Here is a 24,062-nt window from a genome sequence, read left to right on the forward strand (position 1 = left end):
TATGAAGGGTATCATCCTCGCTGGAGGAAGCGGGACACGGCTGTTTCCAATGACCTTGACGGTCTCCAAGCAACTGCTGCCCGTCTATGACAAGCCGCTGATCTATTACCCGCTGTCGACCCTCATGTTGGCTGGCATCCGCGAGGTGCTGGTGATTACGACGCCGCACGATTCGGCGCTTTTCCAGCAGTTGCTCGGCGATGGAACGCAATGGGGAATGGAGATCTCGTTCGCCGTTCAGCCAGAGCCCAAGGGGCTCGCGCAGGCCTTCACCATTGGCGCCGATTTCGTGTCGGGTGGGCCTTCATGCCTCATCCTCGGCGACAATATCTTCTTCGGCCACGGGCTGTCGGAAGTGCTGGTCAATGCGCGGCAGCGAAGCAGCGGCGCTACCGTGTTCGCCTATCATGTGGCTGACCCAGAGCGATATGGCGTGGTCGACTTCGATCAGGATATGCGTGCCCTTAGTATCGAGGAAAAGCCGTCGCAGCCGAAGTCGAACTGGGCGGTGACCGGGCTCTATTTTTACGATCATCAGGTCGTCGACCTCGCCGCCAATATTCAGCCGTCCGCGCGCGGCGAATTGGAGATTACTGACGTCAATCGTGCTTATCTCGACAAAGGTGAGTTGCAGGTCGAGGTGATGGGGCGCGGTTATGCGTGGCTGGATACGGGAACGCCCGACAGCCTGCTGGAGGCTGCCGATTTCGTCGGAACGCTTGAGCGGCGGCAGGGCACGAAAATCGCATGCCCGGAGGAAATCGCTTTCCGCTCGGGGTTTATCGATCAACCGCAACTGGAGGCTGCAATCGCCAAGCTCGGCAAGTCTGACTACGCGAATTACCTGCGGCGCGTGGCGAAAGACGGTTGAGCCACGGTCCGACAAGGCCGACGCTGAGTGAGGTTACCCTCGTTGCCGTGACCAGCGTGGCGCTGGCCGCAACGATCGAGGCGCTGCGTAAGTCCATGCGACAGGTGGAATTCGGCCGTGTCGTGCTTCTCAGCGACCGCAGGCCCTCCGTTTTCATGAAAGGGATCGAGTGGATCGCCATCGATCCCCTGCGGTCACGCAGCGATTACTCTCGCTTCATGCTGCACGAGCTGTACCGGCACATCACGACCGAGCATGCTTTGTGCGTGCAATGGGATGGGTTTGTCCTGAAGGGCGATGCATGGCGACCCACATTTACAGACTACGACTATATTGGGGCGCTATGGCCTCACTTCTCGGATGACTACCGGGTCGGCAACGGTGGCTTCTCGCTTCGATCGCGGCGCTTGCTGGAAGCTTGCACAAGCTTGCCAGCGGACGGTTTGCACGCCGAGGATGTGCTCATCGGCCGGGTGTATCGTGAACGCTTGGAAAACATAGGCATCCGGTTTGCTCCAGAGGAAGTTGCTGCCGGCTTCGCTTACGAACGAACAGCGCCAACCGGGCGGGAATTTGGATTTCACGGCGCCTACAATTTGGTTCGGCATGTCTCGAAGGAGGAGGCGTCCGCTACCTTCGGCTCGCTGGACCCGCTCATGCTAACCGATGGGGAGCGGAGGGAAGTATTTCGCTGGGCCCTGCGTCGCGGCAGGTTGAACCTAGCTTGGCAGGTCATGCGCCGCCGTTAGGGGCTCGCCCTGACCTCCTGTTGTAACAAAGCAACAATTTAAATTTACTTTTCGGTAACTGTATTTCCGCAGGGGGGAGTGCCGGGTCGATGCGGTCGCTTACCTTGACTGGAAGGCGACCTGCGATAAGGACGAGATGGCTCGGCTGGGGGTCTACTGTGATTTCGAGCGCGGCATCTATCGTGTTGCCAGACAAGGACAATTCGGACGAGGCTGACAGCCTCCCGAACCCTCGCGCGCAATTGCCCTTCCTTCGCATCCCGTCATTCCCTGGGGCGCTGCACGATCGCTTCAATCCGTTGCCCAATGCGGGCGAACAGCTTCCGGTAGATAAGATTGTCGGGCTTTTGACGCGTCACCGCGTCGGCGGGACATATTGGGCGCGCCAGCCGAACTTGCCGGCGAAACGCGTCGTCGTCCGCTCTGCCGTCACCCTCAGATACGCGGAGAAGTTCGCGGCGGGCCGACCCATTGTCGGCTGGTTCGACCGCGGCAGCGCACTCAACGGAGCTGAAACGCTGGTCGGGGATTGCGACCCGTGGCACGTGCTGGATGGCGCCAGCGCGCTGATCGCCGAACGGTCGGATGAGGTTGCGGTCGTGGCGGCGTTGCTCGGCGTGCCGGTTTACCTCGCCAAAGGTGGCGACGTTGTCGAAGCTGGCATCGACTTCACCCAGGCGCTCCGAGAGCGGTTGCCAGGGCAATATGAGAACCCGTTTACCGGCGATCCGATCAGCCTGACGGAGGCCATCGAACTTTGTGGCTTCTGGCGAAGCCTAATCGACTCGAACCGCGGGATCGCTGGCGGGTTCGGCTTTGCGTTCTGGAAGCAGGAGCGCGTGGCGCCTTTGCTCTGGAACGGCGCCGCGCCCTTCCGATTCCTGACCCGCGCAGCTGCCGTGCGACCTGCACAGGCGGTCGCCGTGTGGCGCGCGAAGACGCCGTCCTCCGTGATCGATGCGCTCGTTGCCCAAAAGTCTCCCCTGATCGAGGTCGAAGACGGTTTCCTCCGCTCGCATGGCCTTGGCGCGGATTGCATTCCACCTCTGTCGATCGTCGTCGATCGCCTGGGCGCGCATTTCGACCCCTCCCAGTCGAGTGAACTCGAGTTACTGCTCGAGGAAGGCAAGTTTTCGGACACTCTCCTTGCCCGTGCGCGGGAACTGCGCCGAGTCATCGTCGCCGCAGGCATCGGCAAGTATGGGCAAGGCGGTGCGCCGCTTGAGCGTCCGGCGGGGGAACGGCGCCACATCCTGGTGCCGGGGCAGGTAGAAGATGATCGTGCTGTTCAGACGGGCGGCTGCGGCCTGACCTCAAATCTGGATTTGCTTCAACGCGTCCGCGCCCAGGCTCCTGACGCATTTATCATCTACAAGCCGCATCCGGACGTCGTAGCGGGCCACCGCAGGGGCGCCATTCCCGAGCGTCACTGTCGCCGCTACGCGGACCTGATTGCCGAAGATCTTGCCATCGACCCGCTTCTCGCGATGGTTGATGAGGTTCATGTCAACACGTCTCTTGCCGGCTTTGAAGCGCTGTTGCGCGGAAAGTGCGTCACCACCCATGGAGTGCCGTTCTACGCGGGGTGGGGACTGACGCGTGATCTTGGGCCGGTGCCAGTCCGCCGCACCGCGCGGCGGTCACTCGATGAACTTGTCGCAGCAACGTTACTGCAATATCCGCGTTACCTAGACCCCGTTACGGGTTTGCCCTGTCCTGCCGAAGTCGTTGTGGCGCGCCTCAGCCAAGCTGAATCGCGCGACCCCGGGCTGTTAGTCGGCGTCCGGAGGATGCAGGGGAAGCTCATGCGTCGCTTGAGGAGCCTGGTCCAGTGAATCGCCCAGTTGGCAATCTCAGCTTCCTGTTACGCCCGACGGATCCGTCGCCGGCGTCCTTCCGGCCGCGAGTCCCGATTCAGAAGCCGGAGCGACGCGCGTTTCTCTTTCTCCAAGGACCTCCAGGCCCGCTAATGCATCAATTGGCGGGCGCGATGCGCGAACGAGGACTTAAGGTTGAACGCATCAATATTTGCGCGGGCGACCGGGTCGATTGGCCGGAACCTGCAACGAATTTCCGCGGCCGATTCCGCGACTGGCCGGTATTCTTCGACAATTTTCTGCGCGAGCATCAGATCACCGACATCCTGCTGTTCGGCGATTGCCGACCCTATCACATGTCGGCGCGCGGCATCGCGGCGCTGCGCGGGGTACGGACCTTCGTTCTCGAAGAAGGCTATCTGCGTCCCCACTGGATGACGCTGGAACTCGACGGGGTGAACGGTCACTCACGGCTGGCACGCAACAAGGAGTGGCTGATCGAGCAAGCGAGCGCATTGCCGCCCGAGCCCTATCTGATGCCGATCACGGCGACCTTCCGCCGTCGCGTGCGCGATACTGCTCGACACTATATTGCTGTCCACGCCGGCCGGCTGGCATACCCCTTTTATCGGACGCACCGGCCGGGTTCCGCGCTGATGGAAGCGGCGGGCTGGGGCTGGAAATATCTCGTAAGCGGCCTACGCCAACGGCAGACAGAGCGAGTTCTGCGGCGGCTTGAGGGCAAGCGGTTCTTCTTGTTCACCCTGCAATTGTCCGGCGATTATCAGATCCGGAGCCATTCGCCTTTCCCCGAAATGCGCGCGGCGGCCCGTTATGTGATGGAAAGTTTCGCCCGGCACGCGCCGGAGGATGCTCACCTGCTGATTAAGGCTCACCCCTTCGATACATCGCTGTTCAACTGGCGGAGCAACATCGATCGCCATGCCCGGCGGCTGGACGTGCGGGACCGCGTACATTTCATCGACGGCGGCAATCTGGAGGAGCTTGCTGCGCAGACGGCCGGCATGGTCTGCGTCAACAGCACTTCAGCTACTTTGGCGTTGGCGGCGGGCAGTCCGGTCTGCACGCTTGGCGAGGCGATCTACAAGGTGCCAGGTCTCACCTTCCCGCGGCATCTCGACGAATTTTGGACCGATCCGACCCCGCCCGAGCCAGGCCTTTATGGCGCCTTCCGTCGAGTGCTGGTCGATCGCTGTCTGGTTCGCGGTGGAATCGCCAGCGAGTCGGCGGTGCAGACGTTAATCGGATCGATGCTGGAACGCCTCGGCTGCTAGCCGAGCGAGCGGAGCAGCTTCTCCACCACCGCGAAATGCTGATCCCAATTGGGTGGCGTGAAGCCCTGGATCCGTCGCATTTGCGCTGCCCGGGCCGGACTCGCGTCCGAGGCGTAGTCGAGAATCGTCCGTTCCCAAGCTGATTCGTCGCGAGGGTCCAGATAGTCCGGTAGGCCACCGGCGATTTCGCGAAAGACCGGCAAATCGCTGGCGATTGCGGGAACCTGAGCCGCCAGTGCTTCGATCAACGGGAGCCCATAGCCCTCGATGATGCTCGGAAAGAGGAGTGCACGTGCCGAGACGAGATGCCGCGCAATCTCTTCGTCGGAACAACGGCTCAACTCGATCACCGCGCCGTTCAGTTCCTGAGGATGATCAAGACGCTCGAAAACCGATTGGGCCTGCCAACCGCGCTGGCCAATGATCAAAAGCTTGGGCGCCTTCGAGCCTAGACGCTCGACCAACCTGGTCCAGACGCGCAACAGCATTTCATGATTCTTGCGACCCTCGATCGTGCCCAAAATGACGAAGGTCGGCTTGGCAGGCGGGGGAATGGAACCACTCGGTGAAAGGCTCTCCTCCTTCCCAAGCCAAGCAACCGCGTGGGGGGGCATCGGACGGCCCTCCACCGCTGCGAAGGTTGCCAGCTCGTCGATCGTCGCCTTGCTGTTGCCAATGACGGCGCTGGCCGTGGCGAGCACCGTTCGCATTCGCTCGCGGTGCTTTGCGGTTTCGCCGGGTCGGCAGAATTCCGGGTGGGTGATCGGGATCAGGTCGTGAACCAGATAAACGGGTCGCACGTCCTCGCGCGCGCACCAGTGGGCATAACCCGGTGAATTGAGACCGGTGTGTCCGACGTTCAGATATAAACGGCCTTCACCACGCTCATGCAGGCGTCGAAAATTGCGAACGGCACCACCGAGCAGCGACGTCCGAAAACGAGGATGCGGCGCCGCCAGTAGCTCAAACAATTCTCGCGAGGCCTCGCGGTCGAGGACGCCCCGGAAACGGTCGTGTTGGACGACGGCTTGGGCTCGATCGGCAAAATGGCTGAGGTAGGCGAGGCTGACGCGATCAATCCCGGTCGGCAAGCGCTTTTTGGAGCGGCGCCAGATGAGGCGGGTCACATCGAGGAGAAGAGGCGCGTCGTTGCTCACGAGGGCGCGCCCATTTCAGTTACGCTGCGCGAGGTCAACGCAGGCAGGTGGTCACGGGCCAGTGGGACCGTTCTGGACCAATGATTTAGGAACAGGCCACTCGCCGCCATTTAATCCTTGCGCCATGCGGGGGTTGAACAGGGACAGCGGGCTACGCCCACGCGAATTGCGGCGACGAGTCGTCCTTCCGGCACGCCTGCGTTGCGGTTCACAATGGAGCGACGCCTGCATCCTGAACATTTCGTCGCGCGGAATGCTGATCCAGACGGGGCATCTCGCTCCACAAGGAACGATGATCGAGATTCGCCGCGAGCGCTATGTGATTAGCGCACGGATCATGTGGCGCGACGGCACCAGGATTGGGCTGCGATGCGAGGACAGCATGCCGGTCGACGAGATCCTGTCCTCCGGGGCGTGCAGCGCCCTGCGATTGGTGGCTGAACATGGCACATTGGTCGACCGACGGCGGTCGCCACGGCCTAACCGGTTCCGCCACCATGGAAGGTCAATGCAATTCGCCGCGGTGGTGACAATATCGCTATTTCTTGCGGTCACCGGCGTGCTTTGGGTTCACGCGATACTGGCGGCCCCGTTACGCGCGGTCGAGGCCGCGCTGACCTTCTAGACCCGTTCGGCGAGAAAGCGTTCCAAGTCCTCGCTGCCGCCGATGCGCTCGCCGGCAATGAAAATCTGCGGCGTTGTCGAAACGCCCTGCTCCGTCTCGAAAGCATCCACCTCTTCGCGGGTTGTCAGCAATCGATCATCCACCGTGTAACCGGCATCCTCCAGCATGGTCTTGGCCTTCAGGCCAAAGGGGCATTCGTGGCTCGGCAGCTTCATTCGATACAAGGTGGCATGACGTTCGGACATGTTCGGCCTCATGATTGATTAGGTTGCAGTCAGAATGCGCGGCTACGCTTGAAAGTTGCGGCCTCGCGACAGGCCGTTCGTCGCGCTATGCCGCGCTAATGAACCCCCTGTACGAGCACATGCCGACCAGCATTTTCGAGCGGATGTCGCTGGCTGCGGCCAGGCAAGGTGCCGTGAATCTCGGGCAGGGCTTTCCCGACTTCGGCTGGCCACCCGAAATTCTTGAGGCGGCCGCGCGTGCCTTGCTTGAGGGGTCCAACCAGTATGCCCCCTCGCGCGGCCTACCCGCGCTTCGTGAAGCCGTTGCGTACCACTATCGACGCCATTTCGGACAGGATTTCTCAGCAGCCAACGTCTGTATCACCAGCGGGGCAACCGAAGCTCTCGGCGCGGCTATTCTGGCGACGGTGGAGCCCGGTGACGAGGTTATCGTCTTCACGCCGGCCTATGACAGCTACGCGCCGATGATCCGCAGGGCAGGGGGCTCCCCGATCGAGGTGGCGCTGCAACCGCCCGACTGGCGGATCGAGGCCGACGCGCTCGATGCAGCGGTTAGTCCACGAACGCGCGCGATCATACTCAACAACCCGCATAATCCGACTGGCCGGCTGTTCGACCGTGCAGAATTGGACCTCGTTGCGAAGTGCGCCGTGGGGAGCGACCTAATTGTCATCAGCGATGAGGTCTGGGAGCATATCGTGCTCGATGGCTTGGAGTTCACGCCGCTCGCAACGCTTCCGGGGATGGCCGAACGGACGATCAAGGTCGGATCGGCCGGCAAGATTTTCTCGCTCACCGGCTGGAAAGTTGGCTGGATCGTGGCGCCCGAACCCATGAGCAACGCGCTCGCCAAGGCGCACCAGTTTTTGACCTTCGCAACGGCGCCAAATCTCCAGGCTGCCGTGGCATTCGGCCTTGATCAGGGCGACGAATGGCTGGTCCCAATGCGGCGCGACTTTCAGCGGGGGCGCGATCGATTGGTCGAGGGCCTAACCCGCGCCGGTTATACCGTCGCCCCATCCGTCTCGACCTATTTTCTTTGTGTGGATCTGGAGAGGTCGGGGGTCGGCGTAAGGGACGAGGATTTTGCAAACGCTGCCGTCGAACGGGCGGGTGTGGCAATTATCCCCCTGTCGCCTTTCTCGGAACAGCCGCCTTCCGGCCAATTCGTTCGGCTTTGTTTCGGCAAACGCGACGAGACGATTGATGCTGGCGTCGCGGCCATGGCGAAGGCCAGGGAGTTGTTCTTGTGAGGCCCGCGGATCAGGCGCGATCGCTGCTCCGTGATTTTGGGATCGTCAGCGCCGGCCCTTTGGTTAGCACCTCGCCAATAGACGGGGCTGAAATCGGGCGGGTCCAGGTCGGCAATCCGACCGAGGCTGCAATGTCCGCGGCACGAGCCTTCGCGCAGTGGCAACGGGTGCCGGCGCCCCGTCGTGGTGAGTTGGTTCGTCTGCTGGGCGAGGAGCTTCGGGCAGCGAAGGAGCAACTTGCGCTGCTGATCACCTTGGAAGCGGGCAAGATCGTCCAGGAGAGTTTGGGCGAAGTGCAGGAGATGATCGACATCTGCGACTTCGCGGTAGGTCTGTCGCGACAGCTCTACGGATTGTCTATCGCCAGCGAACGTCCAAGCCATCGGATGATGGAGCAATGGCATCCGCTTGGCCCGGTACTGGTCATCAGCGCGTTCAACTTCCCAGTCGCGGTATGGGCCTGGAATGCCGCGCTAGCACTGGTTTGCGGCGACTCCGTAATATGGAAGCCCAGCGAGAAAACCCCATTATGCGCGGAAGCCGTCATGGCTATTGTCCAGCGAGCGTTGGCTCGTTTCGGTGACGCGCCGGATCATCTCGTGCAACTTGTCCAGGGTGACCGTGAGGTTGGCGAGAGTCTGGTCGATGATCCGCGGGTTGCCCTCGTCTCCGCGACGGGGTCAACGGCCATGGGCCGCGTGGTCGGCCCCCGCGTAGCAATGCGCTTTGGGCGCGTGCTGCTGGAGCTCGGTGGGAATAATGCGGCCGTCGTCACGCCGACGGCGGATCTCGAACTGGCGGCGCGGGCGATTTTGTTCTCGGCAGCCGGGACGGCTGGTCAGCGCTGTACCACGTTGCGGCGCCTTATCGTTCACGAAAGCATCGCCGACAGGCTCATTGCAAGGGTCAGATCATTATTTGACTCCGTGCAGATCGGCGACCCCCGCGACCCGTCAACGCTCATCGGCCCGCTCATCGACAATGCCGCGTTTGACACCATGCGATTGGTGTTGCCGGACGCCCGGCGCGTCGAGGCGGTCCCGGGCGGCGTCTACGTCCGTCCCACGCTGGTGGAAGTCGAGACCCAGGATGAGCGCGTCATGACGGAGACCTTCGCGCCGATCCTCTACGTCTTGCGCTACCGCGATCTGGATGACGCTATGGCCTTGAACAACGCCGCGCCACAGGGACTGTCCTCCTCGATCTTTACGAACGACTTGCGCGAGGCCGAGCGTTTCCTGTCCGCGGCGGGGTCCGACTGTGGGATCGCGAATGTGAACATCGGCCCGTCAGGGGCAGAGATCGGCGGCGCGTTCGGCGGCGAGAAGGAAACCGGCGGGGGCCGTGAAAGCGGCTCGGACAGTTGGCGAGCTTACATGCGGCGGCAGACGAACACGATCAATTACGGCGCTGACCTTCCGTTGGCCCAAGGAATCAAGTTCGACGTCGCACCCTGATCAGGCTTCGACATCGCCCCACAAGGCTAGCTTCTCCTCGGCGATCATCGCCGGCCACGCCCGCCGGAACTTGAAGACCCAGCCCGGCAATTCCTCCGGCTCCATTGGAGGTGCCAGCAGATAACCCTGCACTTCGTCACAGCCAAGTTCGCGGATGGCGCGAAGCTGGTCGATCGTCTCGACCCCTTCCGCGGTCGCCGTAAGCCCCAGGCCATGCGCCAGTTCGGTCACAGCCTGAATGATCAGCCGGGAATCACGTGAGCTTGGGACATCGGCGACGAACGCCTGATCGATCTTCACTTCCGTGAACGGCAGCTGACGCAGTTGCATCAGCGACGAATAGCCGGTGCCGAAATCGTCGATTGCTAGGCCGATGCCCTTGATCCGAAAGCGGGTGAGGGCGTCCATCAGCTTGACCAGCGGCTGCGTCGCGCCCTCCGTCAGCTCCAGCACGATGCGGTCTGGCGGCACGTCAAGCGCGCGGCACATCCGCTCGACCAGATCCGGGAAATCGAGATGCTGCAAGCTAAGCGCGGAGATGTTGAAGGCGATGCAGGTGTCGAGGCCGACTTCGCGCCAGTCGAGCCACTGCCGCAGAATGGTGCGCAGGCCCCACTGCGTCAGTTCGTGAATCAGCCCGTGTTCTTCCGCCAGCGGCACGAAGTCAGACGGCTTGACGGCGCCCAGTTCTGGATCCGTCCAGCGGACCAGGGCCTCGACCTGGCGAAGGCTGCCGTCCCGGGTCGAGATCTTGGGCTGGTACATCATCCGCAGCCGCTGCAGATCCAGCGCCCGTTGCAGGCCGCGAACGATCGCCAGCTCCGCCTGCGGGCTCATATGACGAGGGTGGCCTTCACCTTGCTCAGCAATTCCTCGAGCACTTCAAGGCGCACCGGCTTCTCAACCGGCCCGGCCATGTTGAGGCCCAAGGCCTCGCCGAGACGGAACGCCGATTCCAGCACCCGTCGATCGAAGCCGCTGACGATCAGTACCGGCCCGCGATATTCGTGATCAGCCAGAAAGCGGATGAGTTCCACGCCGTCGACAGGCATACCTAGATCAACGGCGATCATCTCCGGACGATTGGCCAAGAAATATTGCCTGAAGTCCGCGTCGCGCTCGGTGATTACCGGCTCGAAACCGCAGGTACGCGCCGCGCTCGCCAGATAGTCGGCGAGGACCGGCTCGTCATCGATCAGCAGCAGGCGCGGCTGCGGCATCTCTAATCTCCCCACGGGAGGCGTAAGCGGGTACAACGCTTTAGATCAACAATTCTCAACGCCTTTTTAACCCTATCCCCAATAAAGTCCCAAATTGGCGCCGATCGCCTCATTTGGAGACGGAATTCTCGCATGTTCACGGACCTTATCCGTCGCAAAATTTCCGGTCAGCCGCTGAGCAGCACGGACGCGGCCTTCGAGTCGACGACGGTTTCGCTCTCGACGGCCGTGCCGCGTCCCGAGGAGCGCCGCTCGGACGAGCGCATGTCGCCGATGCTGCGCGTGGGCAAGCTTGTCGATTCCAGTGGCAGCGAGCAGTTGGTCAAAATCAAAAATTTGTCTGCTGGCGGCGTAATGGCCATCGTAACCCGTACGCCGACCACCGGCGAGCAAGTGAACATCGAACTTTCTTCGCAGCGCATTCCGGCGACAGTTGTGTGGATCCGTGGCGACATGGTGGGCCTGAAGTTTGAGCAGAATCTCGACCTCGGAGAGTTGCTCGCCGGCCGCAAACCACGGCACGGATTTCGCCCCCGTCCGCCCCGCCTCGAAATCCCATGCAAGGCTTCGGTCCGGGTCGGCAAGACCTACTATACCGTCGACGTTCACGATATCTCGCTCGCCGGAATCAAGGTCGAGCCGATCGAGGAATATTGTGTCGGCAAGCAGGTCGTGGTGGTGGTGGAGAGCCTCCATCCGATCAAGGGCGAAGTCCGCTGGTACAGTGACCGCAAGGCCGGCATCGTGTTCGACAAGCCGCTCGAGTTCCAGCAATTGTCAGAATGGGTCGGCAAGCGGCTCGAGCTCGCCAGCCTGAAGGCTGCTTACAAAGCCGGCTGAGGGTTCCTACATTCCGCTCAGGCAATCAGCAGGAGCGGATAGGATGGCGGAACAAGTCGCGGTGCTCGCGGGCGGGTGCTTCTGGTGCACCGAAGCAGTGTTCCTGGACGTGGTCGGCGTGAAGAAGGTCGAAAGCGGCTACACGGGGGGACAGGTCGCCAATCCGACCTACAAGCAGGTCTGTGGCGGGGATACCGGCCATGCCGAGGCGATCCGCATCACCTTCGACCCCGACCAGATCAGCTACGACGATCTCCTCGACATCTTCTTCGCGACCCACGACCCGACCCAGCTCAACCGGCAGGGCAACGACGTGGGGACGCAATATCGATCAGCGATCTTCCCCCAGGATGCCGAGCAGGCGGAGAAAGCTCGTGCCGGCATTGAGCGCGCCAACGCTGATCACGCCGGAAGGATCGTGACGACCATCGAGCCCAAGGCTGAATGGTATCCTGCCGAGGATTATCATCAGGATTATTGGGCCGGCGAGGGGCAGCGAAATCCGTACTGCCTCGCGGTGATCCCGCCCAAGCTGCAGAAGCTCCGCAAGAGCTTCCAGGCGCGTCTCAAGAGCGCGGGGCCGCAGCCCGCCTGAGCCGGTCGTTGATCGCGGCGCCGAGACCTGTTTCAGGGACCGGCGCCACGGCGATTCTTGATTGGGCAGCGTCATCTGCTTGGTGCAGCACGTCGAATAGCCGTGCCGCGGCTTCCGTTAGATCACCGTCGGCGCTGAGTGTCGCGTCGCCGGCAAGATCTCCGAAGCCGATCCAGAACTCGTCTGGCTCCGCACTGGACGCGTTGAGACGCAAGGGCTTCGATGGTGCATAATGGCTCGCCAATTGCCCGGGCGCCTCGATCTTCCCACCTTCGCTGGCGAGCGCGTCGACCTGGATCGGACCCGCGCGCAATAGCCGCAACGGTCCTCCCGTCGCCGCGACGATCGTGGACTCGATGCCGCGTTCCGTCGGTCCACCGTCTATGATTAGCGGTACGCGTCCCCCCAAACTTTTCAATACATGTTTGGCGCGGGTGGGGCTGATTGCGCCGCTTGCGTTGGCGGAGGGCGCGGCCAGCGGCCGCCCCGCCGCGCGCAGTAGCGCCTGCATCGCTGGATGCGCCGGCACGCGAAGCCCGATGGTCGGCAAGCCGGCGGTGGCGATCGAGGCGATCTGCGCTGCTTCGCGAAGTGGGACGACGAGCGTCAGCGGGCCTGGCCAGTACCGTGTCGCCAGCGCTTCCGCTTCTTCTCCGAACTCGCCGATCTCACGCGCGGCGGCGAGGTCGGGGACGTGCACGATGAGCGGATTGAACGACGGTCGACCCTTGGCTTCGTAGATGCGCGCGACGGCTTCGCCATTGGTCGCATCGGCCGCCAAGCCATAGACGGTCTCCGTCGGCACGGCGACGCACTGCCCGGCGAGGATCAAGCCAGCAGCTTCCGCTATCGTGGCATCGTCGAATTTCAGAACGTGGGTCTGCACGCCTCGCGGCTAGAGGATATTCCCGCCGTGCGGAATATCAGGCGCGTTCGCGCTCCAGCAGGTCTTCGGCGTCGATGCCAAGCCGCCGCATGCGCGCGCGAATCTCGGGCCATTCTTCCTTGAGGAAGCGGTTGCGTTCGGAATCGCTCAGCCGTGCCCGCGCACCCTCGGCGACGAACATGCCGACGCCGCGCTTCACGACCACTAGGCCTTCGTCCTGGAAACCCTGATAAGCCTTGGCGACGGTAAGCGGATTGGCCTGCTGTTCGGCGGCCAGTGCGCGGACGGACGGAAGCGGGTCGCCATCAGCATATTTGCCCGCCATGATCGCGTCGGCGATGGTCTCGCGAAGGCGGACGTAAACGGGCTTTTCGTGCTGAGTGCGTAGCGTCATGCTGTAGTAATACAGCGGATCGCAAAGAAGTTCAATGGCTTACTGCGGCGGCTGCCAAACGCTGACGACCTCATCTAGCGCCGGGCGCGGCCGGTCTTCGAGTTCGCGGCTCTCGTGACCGATGAAGATGAACCCTGCAATCTGCTCATCCGCCTTGCAGAAGGCGTTGCGCACGACGTCGGAATACGTCCGCCAACCCGTGACCCAACCAGGCACGTAACCAAAGGCGTGGGCTGCCAGCAGCAGGTTCATCGCTGCCGACCCGCACGACAGTTCCTGTTCCCACACAGGCACCTTGTGGCCCTGAACGGGGGCCGAGATCAGAATGACCAATGCGCCCTGGTAATGGGAAAACGCGTGCTCCTTCTCGACCTTTGCCGCGGGGGCGTCGGGTTCCTCCTCGCGCAGCGCCCGCTGAAGAACGGCTTCGAACGCGTCGCGCTGATCGTCGCCAACGATGACGAACCGCCAAGGCTCCAGATTGCCATGGTCGGGCGTGCGCGCAGCTATGGTCAGCATCTGCTCGAGCTCGGTCGGGGATGGGCCAGGCCCGACCAGTTCGCGCGGCTTTCCCGATCGCCGCGTTTGCAGCAGCGACAGGATGGAAGATGTGTCGTTCAGCATGGTTGCAGGCCAGATAGGAGACAGCGCCCTCATCAACAATGCGCTTCACAAGCGGGGATTCACCGCTAGGGTCGCGCGATTGCGCCGGGCTGGCGCGTGGGGAGAAATACCGGATGGTCGATACACCAGGCGTCGAAGAACCGTTTTCGCCTGCTTCGGGCAAGACCAATCCAGCGGACAAGGGCACTTGGTTTGGCCATCCGCGGCAGCTGGCACGGTTGTTCACCACCGAAATGTGGGAACGCTTCGGCTATTACGGCATGCGGGCGTTGCTGACGCTCTATCTGACCAAGCACTTCCTCTTTTCCGACCAGCAGGCGACTGGCCTCTACGGCGGCTACACCGCGCTGGTTTACCTGACCCCGCTGATCGGCGGCCTTCTGGCCGACCAATTCCTCGGCTCCAAGCGCGCGGTGAAGTTCGGCGCGCTGGTCATGGCCATCGGCTATTTCACGCTCGCCTTCGGCGGTTCGCCGGCCAAACCCTATGCAATGATCGACGGGCAACGTTACGAGGTCGTCGTCGACAATTTCGTGGACCGTCCGACCAGCAGTCCGAACGAGGCGCGCTTCGTCGTCGACAACGGCAAGAAGCTGCAGATCCGCGGTAACGAGGACAGCTCGGTCTCGCTGCTCGACAACGGCACCGAAGTGAAACGCGTCGCCAAGGGCGGCTTCGAGGCGGGCGCGGACCGCAACTCGCTGACGGTGATGATCATGCTGATCGCGCTGTCGCTGATCTCGGTCGGCAACGGTTTCTTCAAGCCGAATATCTCGACCATCGTGGGTACGCTCTACGACCAAGGTGACAAGCGCCGCGATGCCGGTTTCACCATCTTCTACATGGGCATCAACCTCGGCTCGGTACTCGGCCAGTTCTTCTGTCCGATCCTGGCCGATACGCTCGGCTGGTGGGCGGGCCTAAGCCTTGCCGGTGTCGGCATGCTGATCAGCTATGGCCTGATGCAATTCGATGGCGGCCGTCTCACGGGATATGGCGACCGGCCGGACGGCGCGCCGAACAAGGATGTCATGATCTACATCGGCGCGCTGATCGCGGTGCCGGTGCTCGTGTTCCTGTTCTTCAACCTGATGAACTCGCCGCCGCCGGCGGAAGGGTCGGGCTTCGTCGGCTACCTGTTGTCGCTCTCGCTGATGGGCAAGCTGCTGTTCGGCACGTTCATCATCGCCGTTCCCGCTATCCTCGCATGGTCCTATGCCAAGGGCACGCGGACCGAGGCACAGATGATGACCGCGGCGATGGTCCTGATCGTCTTCAACGTCTTCTTCTGGACCTTGTTCGAGCAGGCGGGATCGTCGCTGACGCTCTTCGCGGACCGGAACACCAATCGCGACTTCCTCGGCCTGTTCACAATGTCGGCGCCGCAGACGCAGCAGTTCAACCCGTTCTTCATCGTCGTCTTCGCGCCGATCATGAGCATCGTCTGGACGACCCTCGCCAAACGGGGGCTAGAGCCGTCGATTCCCGTCAAGTTCGCAATTGCGCTCGCGGGCGTCGGTGCCGGCTTCCTTTTCCTGGTGTGGGGTTCGACCTTCGCTAGTGCGGGGAACAACTGGCAGGTCGGCTTGTGGTGGCTCGCGGGCCTTTACCTGTTCCACTCGCTTGCCGAGCTCTGCATCTCACCGGTCGGGCTCAGCATGATCACCAAGCTGTCCATTGCCCGCGTCGTCGGGCTGATGATGGGCGTCTGGTTCCTGTCGATCTCGGTTGCGCAATATTTCGCTGGGATCGTGGCCCAGTTCTCCAGCGTCGATACGGTTGGCGGACAGGTCACCAACCTGAAGGTCAGTCTGGACACCTACATGCACACGTTCACGACCATCGCATGGATCGCGATCGGCGCGGGTGTAGCGCTGTTCCTGCTGTCATGGCCGCTCAAGAAATGGATGCACGGAGTTAATTGATGCACAAAGGGGGCGCGCTTTCGCTGATCGCTCTGGCGCTGTCGGCTTGCGCCGGCATGGGCGGCGAGGCGAAGGGGCCGCCCCCCATCCGCATCAATGAAGATCCCTATCCTTCGACCTACGCTCGCTATCCGGGCGTGCCGACGGTCATCCGTCACGCCACCGTTTTCGACGGCGAGGGGCGGCAAATCAACGACGGCGAAGTCGGTTTGGTGGACGGAAAGATTGCTTGGGTCGCCCCTTCTGGCGGCGCGGAAAGCATGAATTTCCAAGGGCCGCACGTTGAGATTGACGGCACGGGCAAGTTCATCACCCCAGGCGTCATCGACGTCCATAGCCACCTTGGCGACTATCCGTCGCCCGGTGTCGAGGGCAATTCCGACGGGAACGAAGCGACAGGTCCTGTCCGTCCCGAGGTTTGGGCCGAACATAGCGTCTGGCCCCAAGACCCCGGCTTCAGCCGCGCACTGATCAACGGCGGCGTGACCACGCTGCAGATCCTGCCCGGCTCAGCCAATCTGTTCGGCGGCCGCTCGGTCGTGCTCAAGAATGTTCCGGCGCGAACGGTGCAGGGCATGAAGTTCCCCGGCGCACCCTACGGGCTCAAGATGGCCTGCGGCGAAAACCCTAAGCGCGTCTACGGATCGAAGGGCAACATGCCCGGCACACGCATGGGCAATATCGCGCTATCCCGTCAGACTTGGGCCAAGGCGCAGGACTACAAGCGCAAATGGGACAAATACGAGAAAGACGGCGGCGACATGCCGGAACGCGATCTCGCCATGGACACGCTCAAAGGCGTGCTCGACGGCAAGATCCTCGTCCACAACCACTGCTATCGCGCGGACGAAATGGCCAACATGATCGATATGTCGAAGGAGTTCGGCTATCGCATCTCGGCGTTCCACCACGCGGTTGAAGCCTACAAGATCGCCGACCTGCTGGCCGCCAATGGCATTTGCGCGGCGATGTGGGCCGATTGGTACGGCTTCAAGATGGAAGCCTATGACGCGATCAAGGAAAATATCCCCTTCGTGCACAATGCCGGCGCCTGCGCGATTGTCCACTCCGACGACCCCAACGGCATCCAGCGCCTGAACCAGGAAGCGTCGAAGGCGCTCAGCGACGGCATCCGCGCCGGCATTCCGGGCCTCAATGAAGCAGTCGCCTGGACCTGGCTGACACGCAATCCGGCGCGCGCGCTCGGCATCCTCGACAAGACCGGGACCCTGACGCCGGGCAAGGAAGCCGACGTCGTGCTGTGGAACGGCGATCCCTTCAGCGACTATTCGCGGCCCGAGCGCGTCTGGATCGACGGCGCGCTGATGTACGACGCCAACGATCCCAAGCGGCGGCCGGTCAGCGACTTCGAGCTTGGCCAGCCCGGCCAGGGAGACGTCAAATGACGCGGCGCCTGTCATGGTGGGGAACGGCGGGGATCGTTTGCGGGCTGGCCGGTGCCTTCGTTGGCTGGAAGGCCAATGCCCAGACCTTCGCCATCGTCGGCGGGACTGTCGCGCTTGGCGACGGGTCGGAACCGATCCCGAATGGGACTGTGCTGGTTCGCGACGGGCGGATCGTCGCTGCGGGCGGGATGCAGTTCAAGCTGCCGGCCGGAATGCAAGTCATCGATGCGCACGGCAAATGGGTCACGCCGGGCATCGTCGGCGGCTTCTCCCGCCTCGGCCTGAGTGATGTGGACCTGTCGGCGGATGGCTCCAACGACACCACGGCGGACGGACCGTTCAGCGCGGCGCTGGATGTCGTGCCGTCGATCAATCCGCTTGCCACCCCGATTGCCGTGAACCGCGCGGACGGTGTCACGCGTGCGCTCGTCGTGCCCAACGTCGGCAAGAGCATTTTCGCCGGGCAGGGCGCGGTCATCGATACGGGCGCGGACATGGACCCGATCACGGCGCCACGGAAATTCCAGTTCGTCGAGCTGGGAGAGACCGGCAAGGACAAGGCGGGCGGCTCCCGCTCTTCCGCGCATGTGCTATTCCGAAACGCGTTGCGCGAAGCCGCTGAATTGCGGCGTTTCGCCGCGCCGTTGCGGGGAGCGGCACGCGGCACCTCGCAGTCGGCGGTGGTCACTAACCCGAATGAATCGCGCACGCTCGGGCCAGACGCACGGCGGAGCGACGACGTCCTCCTCACCCGCTTCGACGCAGCGGCGCTCGTGCCGGTCTTGCAGGGCCGTCAGTATCTCCTCGTCCATGCCGAGCGCGCCAGCGACATCCTGCAGGTCATCGAGCTTGGCCGGGAATTTCCGACGCTGAAGCTGGTGCTGGTTGGCGCCAGCGAAGGCTGGACCGTGGCCGACCGCATTGCGCGCTCCGGCATTCCCGTCATCGCCTCGGCGGTGAACGACCTGCCGGCCGCGTTTGAGCAGATTGCGGCTACCCAATCGAATATCGGCCGCATGCGCCGCGCGGGTGTGAAGGTGTCGATCGGCATGATTGACGACAGCGACACGCGCTACATCTTCAATCAGCGCCAATATGCCGGCAACCTCGTTGCGCTGCAGAAGCTGCCCGGCGCCGCCGGCGTCAGCTGGGGCGAGGCGCTGGCGTTGATCACCTCTCGGCCAGCCGAAGCGGTCGGCATGGGAAGCGAGATCGGCAGCCTCGCCAGCGGCCGCCGGGCCGACGTCGTCGTCTGGTCTGGCGATCCGCTGGAAGTCGCCAGCGCGGCGGAACAAGTGTATATCGATGGCGTGCGGCAACCGCTCGATACTCACCAAACCCGCCTTCGCGACCGCTATCGCGACCTCAGGCCCAGCACGCTGCCGCAGGCGTACCGGCATTGACCCCGCAGGCTGGCCTCTTCCTGTCCGCTCTCGCGTTCGTGGGAACGCACTTCCTGATGTCTCATCCGCTGCGCGGGCCGATGGTCCGTGCGATGGGGGAGAAGGCCTTTCAGGGCGTCTATTCGCTGATTTCGCTGATCCTGTTCGGCCTGATGATCTATTTCTACCGGGTCATTGGCCGCGAGCCGCCGCTGTGGGATGCCGGTCAGGCTGGTTGGGTCGCCGGCACGATCCTGATGTGGCTTGGTTCCGTCCTGTTCGTCGGTTCGTTCGTGAAGAACCCGGCTTTGCCCGGTGCGAAAGGTCCGCGTGGCGGCCCGCATGGCGTGTTCACCATCACGCGCCATCCGATGATGTGGGGCTTCGCCTCATGGGCTGCGGTTCATCTGGCCGTCGTCGCGATGCCCAAGGCGATGGTCTTCGACGGCGCGATCCTCGTCCTCGCGCTGTTCGGTGCGGCGGGACAGGACAGCAAGAAGGCCGCGCAGATGGGCGAGGCGTGGCACGAATGGACGGCGCAGACCGCCTTCATTCCGTTCAGCCGCGGTGTGGGCAATCCGGGTGCTGTTGCGCTGATCGGCGGCACCTTGCTGTTCCTGATTGCGACATGGGCGCACCCGATGCCGGCGGGAATCTGGCGCTGGATCGGCTAAGCGCGCTAGAGACGCGTCATGACGCGTAAATTCTTCGGCACCGACGGCATCCGCGGGACCACCAACACCGAACCGATGACCGCCGAAACCGCGCTTCGGGTGGGGCAGGCGGCAGGCGCCCATTTCCTGCGCGGCGACCATCGCCACCGCGTGGTGATCGGCAAGGATACGCGGCTCAGCGGCTACATGATGGAATCGGCGATGGTTGCGGGCTTCACCAGCGTCGGCATGGACGTCGTGCTGGTCGGGCCGATGCCGACGCCCGCAGTCGCGATGCTGACGCGTTCGATGCGAGCCGATCTCGGCGTGATGATTTCCGCCTCGCACAATCCCTACGCCGACAATGGCATCAAGCTGTTCGGGCCTGACGGTTACAAGCTCAGTGACGACGCGGAACGGTCGATCGAGCGGCGGCTCGAGAAGCAACCGAAGCTCGCCAAGTCGGAACTGATTGGCCGCGCGCGCCGCATCGACGATGCGCGCGGTCGCTACATCCACTTCGCGAAATCCACCTTCCCCGAGCACTTACGCCTGGATGGCCTCAAAGTGGTGGTCGATTGCGCCAATGGCGCCGCCTACCATGTGGCGCCCGAAGCCCTGTGGGAGCTGGGCGCGGAAGTGATCCCGCTCGGGGTTTCGCCGGACGGCACCAACATCAACGACGGCTGCGGCTCGACGCATCCCGATCTGCTGCAGCAGACGGTCGTTGCGAGCGGCGCGGACATCGGCCTTGCGCTCGATGGCGATGCGGATCGCCTGATCGTGGTCGACGAGACCGGCCGCCTGATCGATGGAGATCAGCTCATGGCGCTGATCGCGCTGGGCCTGAAGGGCCGCGACGAGTTGCGCGGCGATGGGGTGGTAGCAACGGTCATGTCCAACCTGGGTCTCGAGCGGAAGCTCAGCAGTGCGGGCCTCAAGCTCCACCGCACGGCGGTCGGCGACCGCTACGTTCTGGAACACATGCGCAAGTCCGGCTGCAACGTGGGTGGTGAGCAGTCGGGCCACATCATCCTGACCGATCATTCGACGACGGGAGATGGTCTCGTCGCGGGTCTGCAGGTGCTGGCGGCGCTGGTCGAAGCGAGCGTCCCGGCAAGCACCTTGCTTCGCCAATTCGAACCGCTTCCGCAACTGCTCAAGAACGTGCGCTTCACGGGAGGCGGGGAACCGCTCGAGACGGACGGAGTCCGCAAACGCATCGCGGCTGCGGAGGCCGAGCTCGAAGGGCGTGGCCGCCTCGTCATTCGCAAGTCCGGCACCGAGCCGCTGATTCGCGTGATGGCCGAGGGTGACGATCCCGCGCTGGTCGAACGCCTGGTCGACGACATTTGCGAGGCCGTGAAAGCCGCGGCGTGAACCATTTGTTCGGACTTGTCGGCTTACCGACGGACGCGTGCACATGGACAACTTCGCGCCCGGGATCGGCTCGAAGACGCGGGGTATGACGTCGACGGCTCGGATCCTGATCATCGCCGGCTCGGACTCGGGCGGGGGCGCCGGGATTCAGGCCGACATCAAGACCGTCACCATGCTCGGCGGCCACGCCATGACGGCGGTTACGGCGATTACCGCGCAGAACACGGCCGGGGTGCAGGGTGTCCACCCGGTCCCGACCGAGATGATCCTGCAGCAAATCGACTCCGTCATCGACGACCTCGGTGTCGACGCGGTGAAGATTGGCATGATCGGCGGTGCCTTTGCCGCGGAGCAGATCGCCAACCGGCTCGAGCGCCTGAAGGCCGACCAGCCCGACTTGCCGATTGTGTTCGATCCGGTGATGGTCGCCACCAGCGGCTCGATCCTCGCCGACGACGCGACGATTGCCGCCTTTGGCCGCTTGATGAACGTCGCGACCGTCGCCACGCCGAATCTTCCCGAGCTGAAGCGACTAACCGCCGAAGAAGATCCGGTGTCCGCCGCGCTGCACCTCGTCGGCCTCCACGGCTGCGCCGTGCTGATCAAGGGTGGTCATGAAGAGGGTGACGCGCTGGCTGATGCGCTGATCGAAACCGACAACATGACCAGCTGGCAGGGCGCCCGCGTCGACACCACCAGCACCCACGGCACCGGCTGCACGCTAGCCAGCGCCATCGCCACCTTCCTCGCCACTGGCGCGAGCTTGCCCGACTCGGTCGCACGCGCTCGCGAGTTCGTCCGCGTCGCGCTGCACGACGCGCCGGGGCTGGGGCAGGGCGCCGGCCCACTCGGCCAGGGCCGCGTCCGCCTCGATGTGGGCGAAGGACCCCGCCTCAACCAGGTCACCGTTACCGGCACGCATTACCGCCGTTCGGTCGAATTCTATCGCCAGCTCGGCCTGCGGCAGATCGTCGACAGTCCCGATACCGGCTACGCCCGCTTCGAAACGGCCGGCGGCGTGACGCTTTCGGTGCAGATCGACCCCGAGGAGAAAATCCTCGCGACCACCGCCATCTATTTCGAATGTGACGACCTCGACGAACGCGTCGAGCAGCTGGCGCGCAGCGGTATCGCCCTTGAACATGGTCCGCGCAACCAGCCCTGGATGTGGCGCGAGGCCCGCCTCCGCGACCCGGACGGCAACATCATCTTCTTCTACAAGGCCGGAGAAAATCGCCGCTTCCCGCCCTGGCGGATGGACTAATCCACAAAATTTGCGCGCGGCCACTGGCGATTTGTGCCGCGCCTTCATAGGCTTGGGCCATGCCGCGGCGCTGCTCTTTCAAGATCGAGCTCGAATTTCCCCAGCCGATGGCCGGCGTCGATGAGGCCGGGTGCGCGCCGCTGGCCGGTCCTGTCGTGGCGGCTGCCTGCATCCTCAATCGCGACAAGTTTCCGCGCGGGATCGACGACAGCAAGAACCTACCACTCGAGAAGCGCGAGGCGCTCTACGCCAAGCTCGTCAAGTGCGCGGGTTGGGCCGTCGGCATCGCGTCGGTCGAGGAAATCGACACCATCAACATCTACTGGGCACGCATGCTGGCGATGACCCGCGCCGTCGACGCGCTGGGGCTGGAACCCGCCTGGGTCCTCGTCGACGGTAACGCAACGCCGCGCTGGCAGCGGCCGTCCAAGGCGATTGTCGACGGCGACGCCAAGTGCCGCTCGATCGCGGCCGCCTCGATCATCGCCAAGGTCACGCGCGACCGGATCATGGCCGATCATGCCCGCGATTACCCCGGCTACGGGTGGGAGCGGAACCGCGGCTATCCGACACCTGATCACCGCCGGGCACTGCGCGAGCTCGGCCCGACGCCGCTGCATCGCCGAAGCTTCGGACTGGTCCGCGCGATGCTCAGCGAAGCCGCCCAGCCGCAGCTCGACATCGAAATTCAGGTCAGCGAGTCCTCCGCGCCACACCACCACGGGTTGAGTCCGGCCAAAGCCGCCTGACTCAACATCTTGTGCCGAAGCCGTTGCGGACTCGTTCCGTTCTTTCCAGCTGATCGCGGCCGTTAACCCTTTGCTTGTTGACCGCGAGTCCGCTTGGACTCAGCTTCTGGTCTCAAGAAACGGGGACGGGGCCAGCCATGAATCTCATCGCTCCAATCGCGGAGAGCCGGGCGCACTTGCGCCCGCGTACCAAGCCGGTGTCGAAGAGCCTGCCGCTCGACAGCATTCTCCAGGGCGATTGCATCGCGGAAATGGCGCGGCTGCCCGACAAAAGCGTCGACATGATCTTCGCCGACCCGCCCTACAATCTTCAGCTGGGCGGCGATCTGTTCCGCCCCGAAGGCAGCCGGGTCGATGCGGTGGACGACGACTGGGACAAGTTCGACAGCCTGACCGCCTACGACAATTTCACGCGCGACTGGCTGATGCAGGCGCGCCGCATCCTCAAGGACGACGGCACGATCTGGGTGATCGGCAGCTACCACAACATCTTCCGCGTCGGCGCGCTGCTGCAGGATTCGGACTTCTGGATCCTCAACGACATCGTCTGGCGCAAGACCAACCCGATGCCGAACTTCCGCGGCACCCGCTTCACCAACGCACACGAGACGCTGATCTGGTGCGCCAAGGACGAGAAGGCGCGCTACACCTTCAACTATCGCGCGATGAAAGCGCTCAACGACGACCTGCAGATGCGCTCGGACTGGCTGATGCCGATCTGCGCCGGCAGCGAGCGGGTGAAGGGCGAGGACGGCGCAAAAGCCCATCCGACGCAAAAGCCCGAGGCTTTGCTCTACCGCATCCTGCTCGCCTGCACGAAGCCGGGCGACATCGTGCTCGATCCCTTCTTTGGCACCGGCACGACCGGTGCCGTGGCCCGCCGCCTTGGTCGACGCTGGATCGGCGTCGAGCGTGAGCCAGCCTACATCAAGGTCGCGCGCGAGCGGATCGCCTCGACGCTGCCGCTCGACGAGAGCGCGATGAAAACGGTGCCCGACAAGCGCGACGCGCCGCGGGTTGCCTTCGGGGTCCTCGTCGAAAGTGGGATGGTGCCCCCGGGAACGGTGCTCACCGACGCCAAGCGCCGCTGGACCGCCAGCGTCCGCGCCGACGGCTCGGTCGCCTGCGACCTGCACGCCGGCTCGATCCACAAGGTCGGCGCCGCGCTCCAGGGCGCGCCGTCGTGCAACGGCTGGACCTTCTGGCATATCGACAAGGCCGGCGACCTGATGTTGCTCGACGCCTTGCGGCAACAGCACCTCGCCGCGCTATAGC

The 24,062-nt window shown here is 63.5% G+C and carries 24 protein-coding genes; 17 read left to right on the forward strand and 7 right to left on the reverse strand.

The features are described 5' to 3' along the window. The first annotated feature begins 1 nt into the window (after nucleotide 1). The 4 genes from rfbA to QU596_RS00950 all read left to right on the forward strand — a co-directional run bounded on the left by rfbA (nucleotide 2) and on the right by QU596_RS00950 (nucleotide 4,732). On the forward strand, nucleotides 2-871 hold the full coding sequence (gene rfbA / locus QU596_RS00935; protein ID WP_308516446.1) for a glucose-1-phosphate thymidylyltransferase RfbA: 870 nt from the start codon (nucleotides 2-4) through the stop codon (nucleotides 869-871). 56 nt (nucleotides 872-927) lie between these two features. Beyond that, on the forward strand, nucleotides 928-1,620 hold the full coding sequence (locus tag QU596_RS00940; RefSeq protein ID WP_308516447.1) for a DUF5672 family protein: 693 nt from the start codon (nucleotides 928-930) through the stop codon (nucleotides 1,618-1,620). 158 nt (nucleotides 1,621-1,778) lie between these two features. Further along, nucleotides 1,779-3,455 carry a capsular polysaccharide export protein, LipB/KpsS family gene (locus tag QU596_RS00945; RefSeq protein ID WP_308516449.1) on the forward strand — a complete coding sequence of 559 codons (1,677 nt, stop codon included), beginning with the start codon at nucleotides 1,779-1,781 and terminating at the stop codon, nucleotides 3,453-3,455. A 134-nt stretch (nucleotides 3,456-3,589) separates the two neighbouring features. Next, on the forward strand, nucleotides 3,590-4,732 hold the full coding sequence (locus tag QU596_RS00950) for a capsule biosynthesis protein (protein WP_308516450.1): 1,143 nt from the start codon (nucleotides 3,590-3,592) through the stop codon (nucleotides 4,730-4,732). On the opposite strand, the gene QU596_RS00955 is transcribed toward QU596_RS00950, so the two are convergent. Beyond that, the gene (locus QU596_RS00955) at nucleotides 4,729-5,889 is read right to left on the reverse strand and encodes a glycosyltransferase family 4 protein (protein ID WP_308516451.1); all 1,161 of its coding nucleotides are present in this window, start codon (nucleotides 5,887-5,889) and stop codon (nucleotides 4,729-4,731) included. The genes QU596_RS00950 and QU596_RS00955 overlap by 4 nt on opposite strands. Nucleotides 5,890-6,013: 124 nt before the next feature. Between QU596_RS00955 and QU596_RS00960 the strand changes: the two genes are divergently transcribed. Then, nucleotides 6,014-6,514 carry a PilZ domain-containing protein gene (locus QU596_RS00960; RefSeq protein ID WP_308516452.1) on the forward strand — a complete coding sequence of 167 codons (501 nt, stop codon included), beginning with the start codon at nucleotides 6,014-6,016 and terminating at the stop codon, nucleotides 6,512-6,514. On the opposite strand, the gene QU596_RS00965 is transcribed toward QU596_RS00960, so the two are convergent. Beyond that, nucleotides 6,511-6,759 carry a glutaredoxin domain-containing protein gene (locus QU596_RS00965; RefSeq protein ID WP_308516454.1) on the reverse strand — a complete coding sequence of 83 codons (249 nt, stop codon included), beginning with the start codon at nucleotides 6,757-6,759 and terminating at the stop codon, nucleotides 6,511-6,513. The two genes, QU596_RS00960 and QU596_RS00965, sit on opposite strands and share 4 nt — an antisense overlap. A gap of 98 nt (nucleotides 6,760-6,857) precedes the next feature. Between QU596_RS00965 and QU596_RS00970 the strand changes: the two genes are divergently transcribed. Both QU596_RS00970 and amaB read left to right on the forward strand, forming a co-directional pair. Then, nucleotides 6,858-8,012, forward strand: a complete 1,155-nt coding sequence (locus QU596_RS00970; RefSeq protein ID WP_308516456.1) for an aminotransferase — start codon at nucleotides 6,858-6,860, stop codon at nucleotides 8,010-8,012. Next, nucleotides 8,009-9,469 carry an L-piperidine-6-carboxylate dehydrogenase gene (amaB, locus tag QU596_RS00975; RefSeq protein ID WP_308516458.1) on the forward strand — a complete coding sequence of 487 codons (1,461 nt, stop codon included), beginning with the start codon at nucleotides 8,009-8,011 and terminating at the stop codon, nucleotides 9,467-9,469. Before QU596_RS00970 ends, amaB begins: the two co-directional genes overlap by 4 nt. On the opposite strand, the gene QU596_RS00980 is transcribed toward amaB, so the two are convergent. Further along, on the reverse strand, nucleotides 9,470-10,306 hold the full coding sequence (locus QU596_RS00980; RefSeq protein ID WP_308516460.1) for an EAL domain-containing protein: 837 nt from the start codon (nucleotides 10,304-10,306) through the stop codon (nucleotides 9,470-9,472). Then, a complete protein-coding gene (locus tag QU596_RS00985; RefSeq protein ID WP_308516462.1) occupies nucleotides 10,303-10,689 on the reverse strand; it encodes a response regulator in 387 nt (128 codons plus the stop codon). Before QU596_RS00985 ends, QU596_RS00980 begins: the two co-directional genes overlap by 4 nt. Before the next feature lie 132 nt (nucleotides 10,690-10,821). On the opposite strand from QU596_RS00985, the gene QU596_RS00990 reads away from it, so the two are divergent. Then, nucleotides 10,822-11,529 carry a PilZ domain-containing protein gene (locus tag QU596_RS00990; protein WP_308516464.1) on the forward strand — a complete coding sequence of 236 codons (708 nt, stop codon included), beginning with the start codon at nucleotides 10,822-10,824 and terminating at the stop codon, nucleotides 11,527-11,529. A 43-nt stretch (nucleotides 11,530-11,572) separates the two neighbouring features. After that, on the forward strand, nucleotides 11,573-12,124 hold the full coding sequence (gene msrA / locus QU596_RS00995; protein ID WP_308516465.1) for a peptide-methionine (S)-S-oxide reductase MsrA: 552 nt from the start codon (nucleotides 11,573-11,575) through the stop codon (nucleotides 12,122-12,124). Here msrA and QU596_RS01000 read toward each other — a convergent pair. Genes QU596_RS01000 through QU596_RS01010 form a run of 3 tightly spaced genes read right to left on the reverse strand, consistent with a single transcriptional unit; the run spans nucleotide 12,096 to nucleotide 14,028 of the window. Then, on the reverse strand, nucleotides 12,096-13,010 hold the full coding sequence (locus QU596_RS01000) for an L-threonylcarbamoyladenylate synthase (RefSeq protein WP_308516466.1): 915 nt from the start codon (nucleotides 13,008-13,010) through the stop codon (nucleotides 12,096-12,098). The genes msrA and QU596_RS01000 overlap by 29 nt on opposite strands. A gap of 37 nt (nucleotides 13,011-13,047) precedes the next feature. Beyond that, a complete protein-coding gene (locus tag QU596_RS01005) occupies nucleotides 13,048-13,404 on the reverse strand; it encodes a GntR family transcriptional regulator (protein ID WP_308516469.1) in 357 nt (118 codons plus the stop codon). Nucleotides 13,405-13,443: 39 nt separating this feature from the next. After that, complete coding sequence (locus QU596_RS01010; RefSeq protein WP_308516470.1) at nucleotides 13,444-14,028, reverse strand: nitroreductase family protein; 585 nt, start codon at nucleotides 14,026-14,028, stop codon at nucleotides 13,444-13,446. A 113-nt stretch (nucleotides 14,029-14,141) separates the two neighbouring features. On the opposite strand from QU596_RS01010, the gene QU596_RS01015 reads away from it, so the two are divergent. The 8 genes from QU596_RS01015 to QU596_RS01050 all read left to right on the forward strand — a co-directional run bounded on the left by QU596_RS01015 (nucleotide 14,142) and on the right by QU596_RS01050 (nucleotide 24,061). Next, nucleotides 14,142-15,953, forward strand: a complete 1,812-nt coding sequence (locus QU596_RS01015; RefSeq protein WP_308516471.1) for a peptide MFS transporter — start codon at nucleotides 14,142-14,144, stop codon at nucleotides 15,951-15,953. Continuing rightward, the gene (locus QU596_RS01020; protein WP_420030931.1) at nucleotides 15,953-17,359 is read left to right on the forward strand and encodes an amidohydrolase; all 1,407 of its coding nucleotides are present in this window, start codon (nucleotides 15,953-15,955) and stop codon (nucleotides 17,357-17,359) included. Before QU596_RS01015 ends, QU596_RS01020 begins: the two co-directional genes overlap by 1 nt. After that, on the forward strand, nucleotides 17,356-18,762 hold the full coding sequence (locus QU596_RS01025; protein ID WP_308516472.1) for an amidohydrolase family protein: 1,407 nt from the start codon (nucleotides 17,356-17,358) through the stop codon (nucleotides 18,760-18,762). Before QU596_RS01020 ends, QU596_RS01025 begins: the two co-directional genes overlap by 4 nt. Next, on the forward strand, nucleotides 18,759-19,415 hold the full coding sequence (locus QU596_RS01030; protein ID WP_308516473.1) for an NnrU family protein: 657 nt from the start codon (nucleotides 18,759-18,761) through the stop codon (nucleotides 19,413-19,415). Before QU596_RS01025 ends, QU596_RS01030 begins: the two co-directional genes overlap by 4 nt. 18 nt (nucleotides 19,416-19,433) lie before the next feature. After that, the gene (glmM, locus tag QU596_RS01035; protein ID WP_308516474.1) at nucleotides 19,434-20,774 is read left to right on the forward strand and encodes a phosphoglucosamine mutase; all 1,341 of its coding nucleotides are present in this window, start codon (nucleotides 19,434-19,436) and stop codon (nucleotides 20,772-20,774) included. Nucleotides 20,775-20,817: 43 nt separating this feature from the next. Continuing rightward, nucleotides 20,818-22,038: a bifunctional hydroxymethylpyrimidine kinase/phosphomethylpyrimidine kinase gene (gene thiD, locus QU596_RS01040; RefSeq protein WP_308516475.1), complete on the forward strand. Its 1,221-nt coding sequence runs from the start codon at nucleotides 20,818-20,820 to the stop codon at nucleotides 22,036-22,038. 59 nt (nucleotides 22,039-22,097) lie between these two features. Continuing rightward, entirely contained in the window at nucleotides 22,098-22,787 is a 690-nt protein-coding gene (locus QU596_RS01045; RefSeq protein WP_308516476.1) for a ribonuclease HII, read from the forward strand. Between the two features lie 137 nt (nucleotides 22,788-22,924). Next, complete coding sequence (locus QU596_RS01050) at nucleotides 22,925-24,061, forward strand: site-specific DNA-methyltransferase (RefSeq protein ID WP_308516477.1); 1,137 nt, start codon at nucleotides 22,925-22,927, stop codon at nucleotides 24,059-24,061. Nucleotide 24,062 lies beyond the last annotated feature (1 nt).

It is taken from the genome of Sphingomonas flavescens (assembly GCF_030866745.1).
GTDB classification, from domain to species: Bacteria; Pseudomonadota; Alphaproteobacteria; order Sphingomonadales; family Sphingomonadaceae; genus Sphingomicrobium; species Sphingomicrobium flavescens.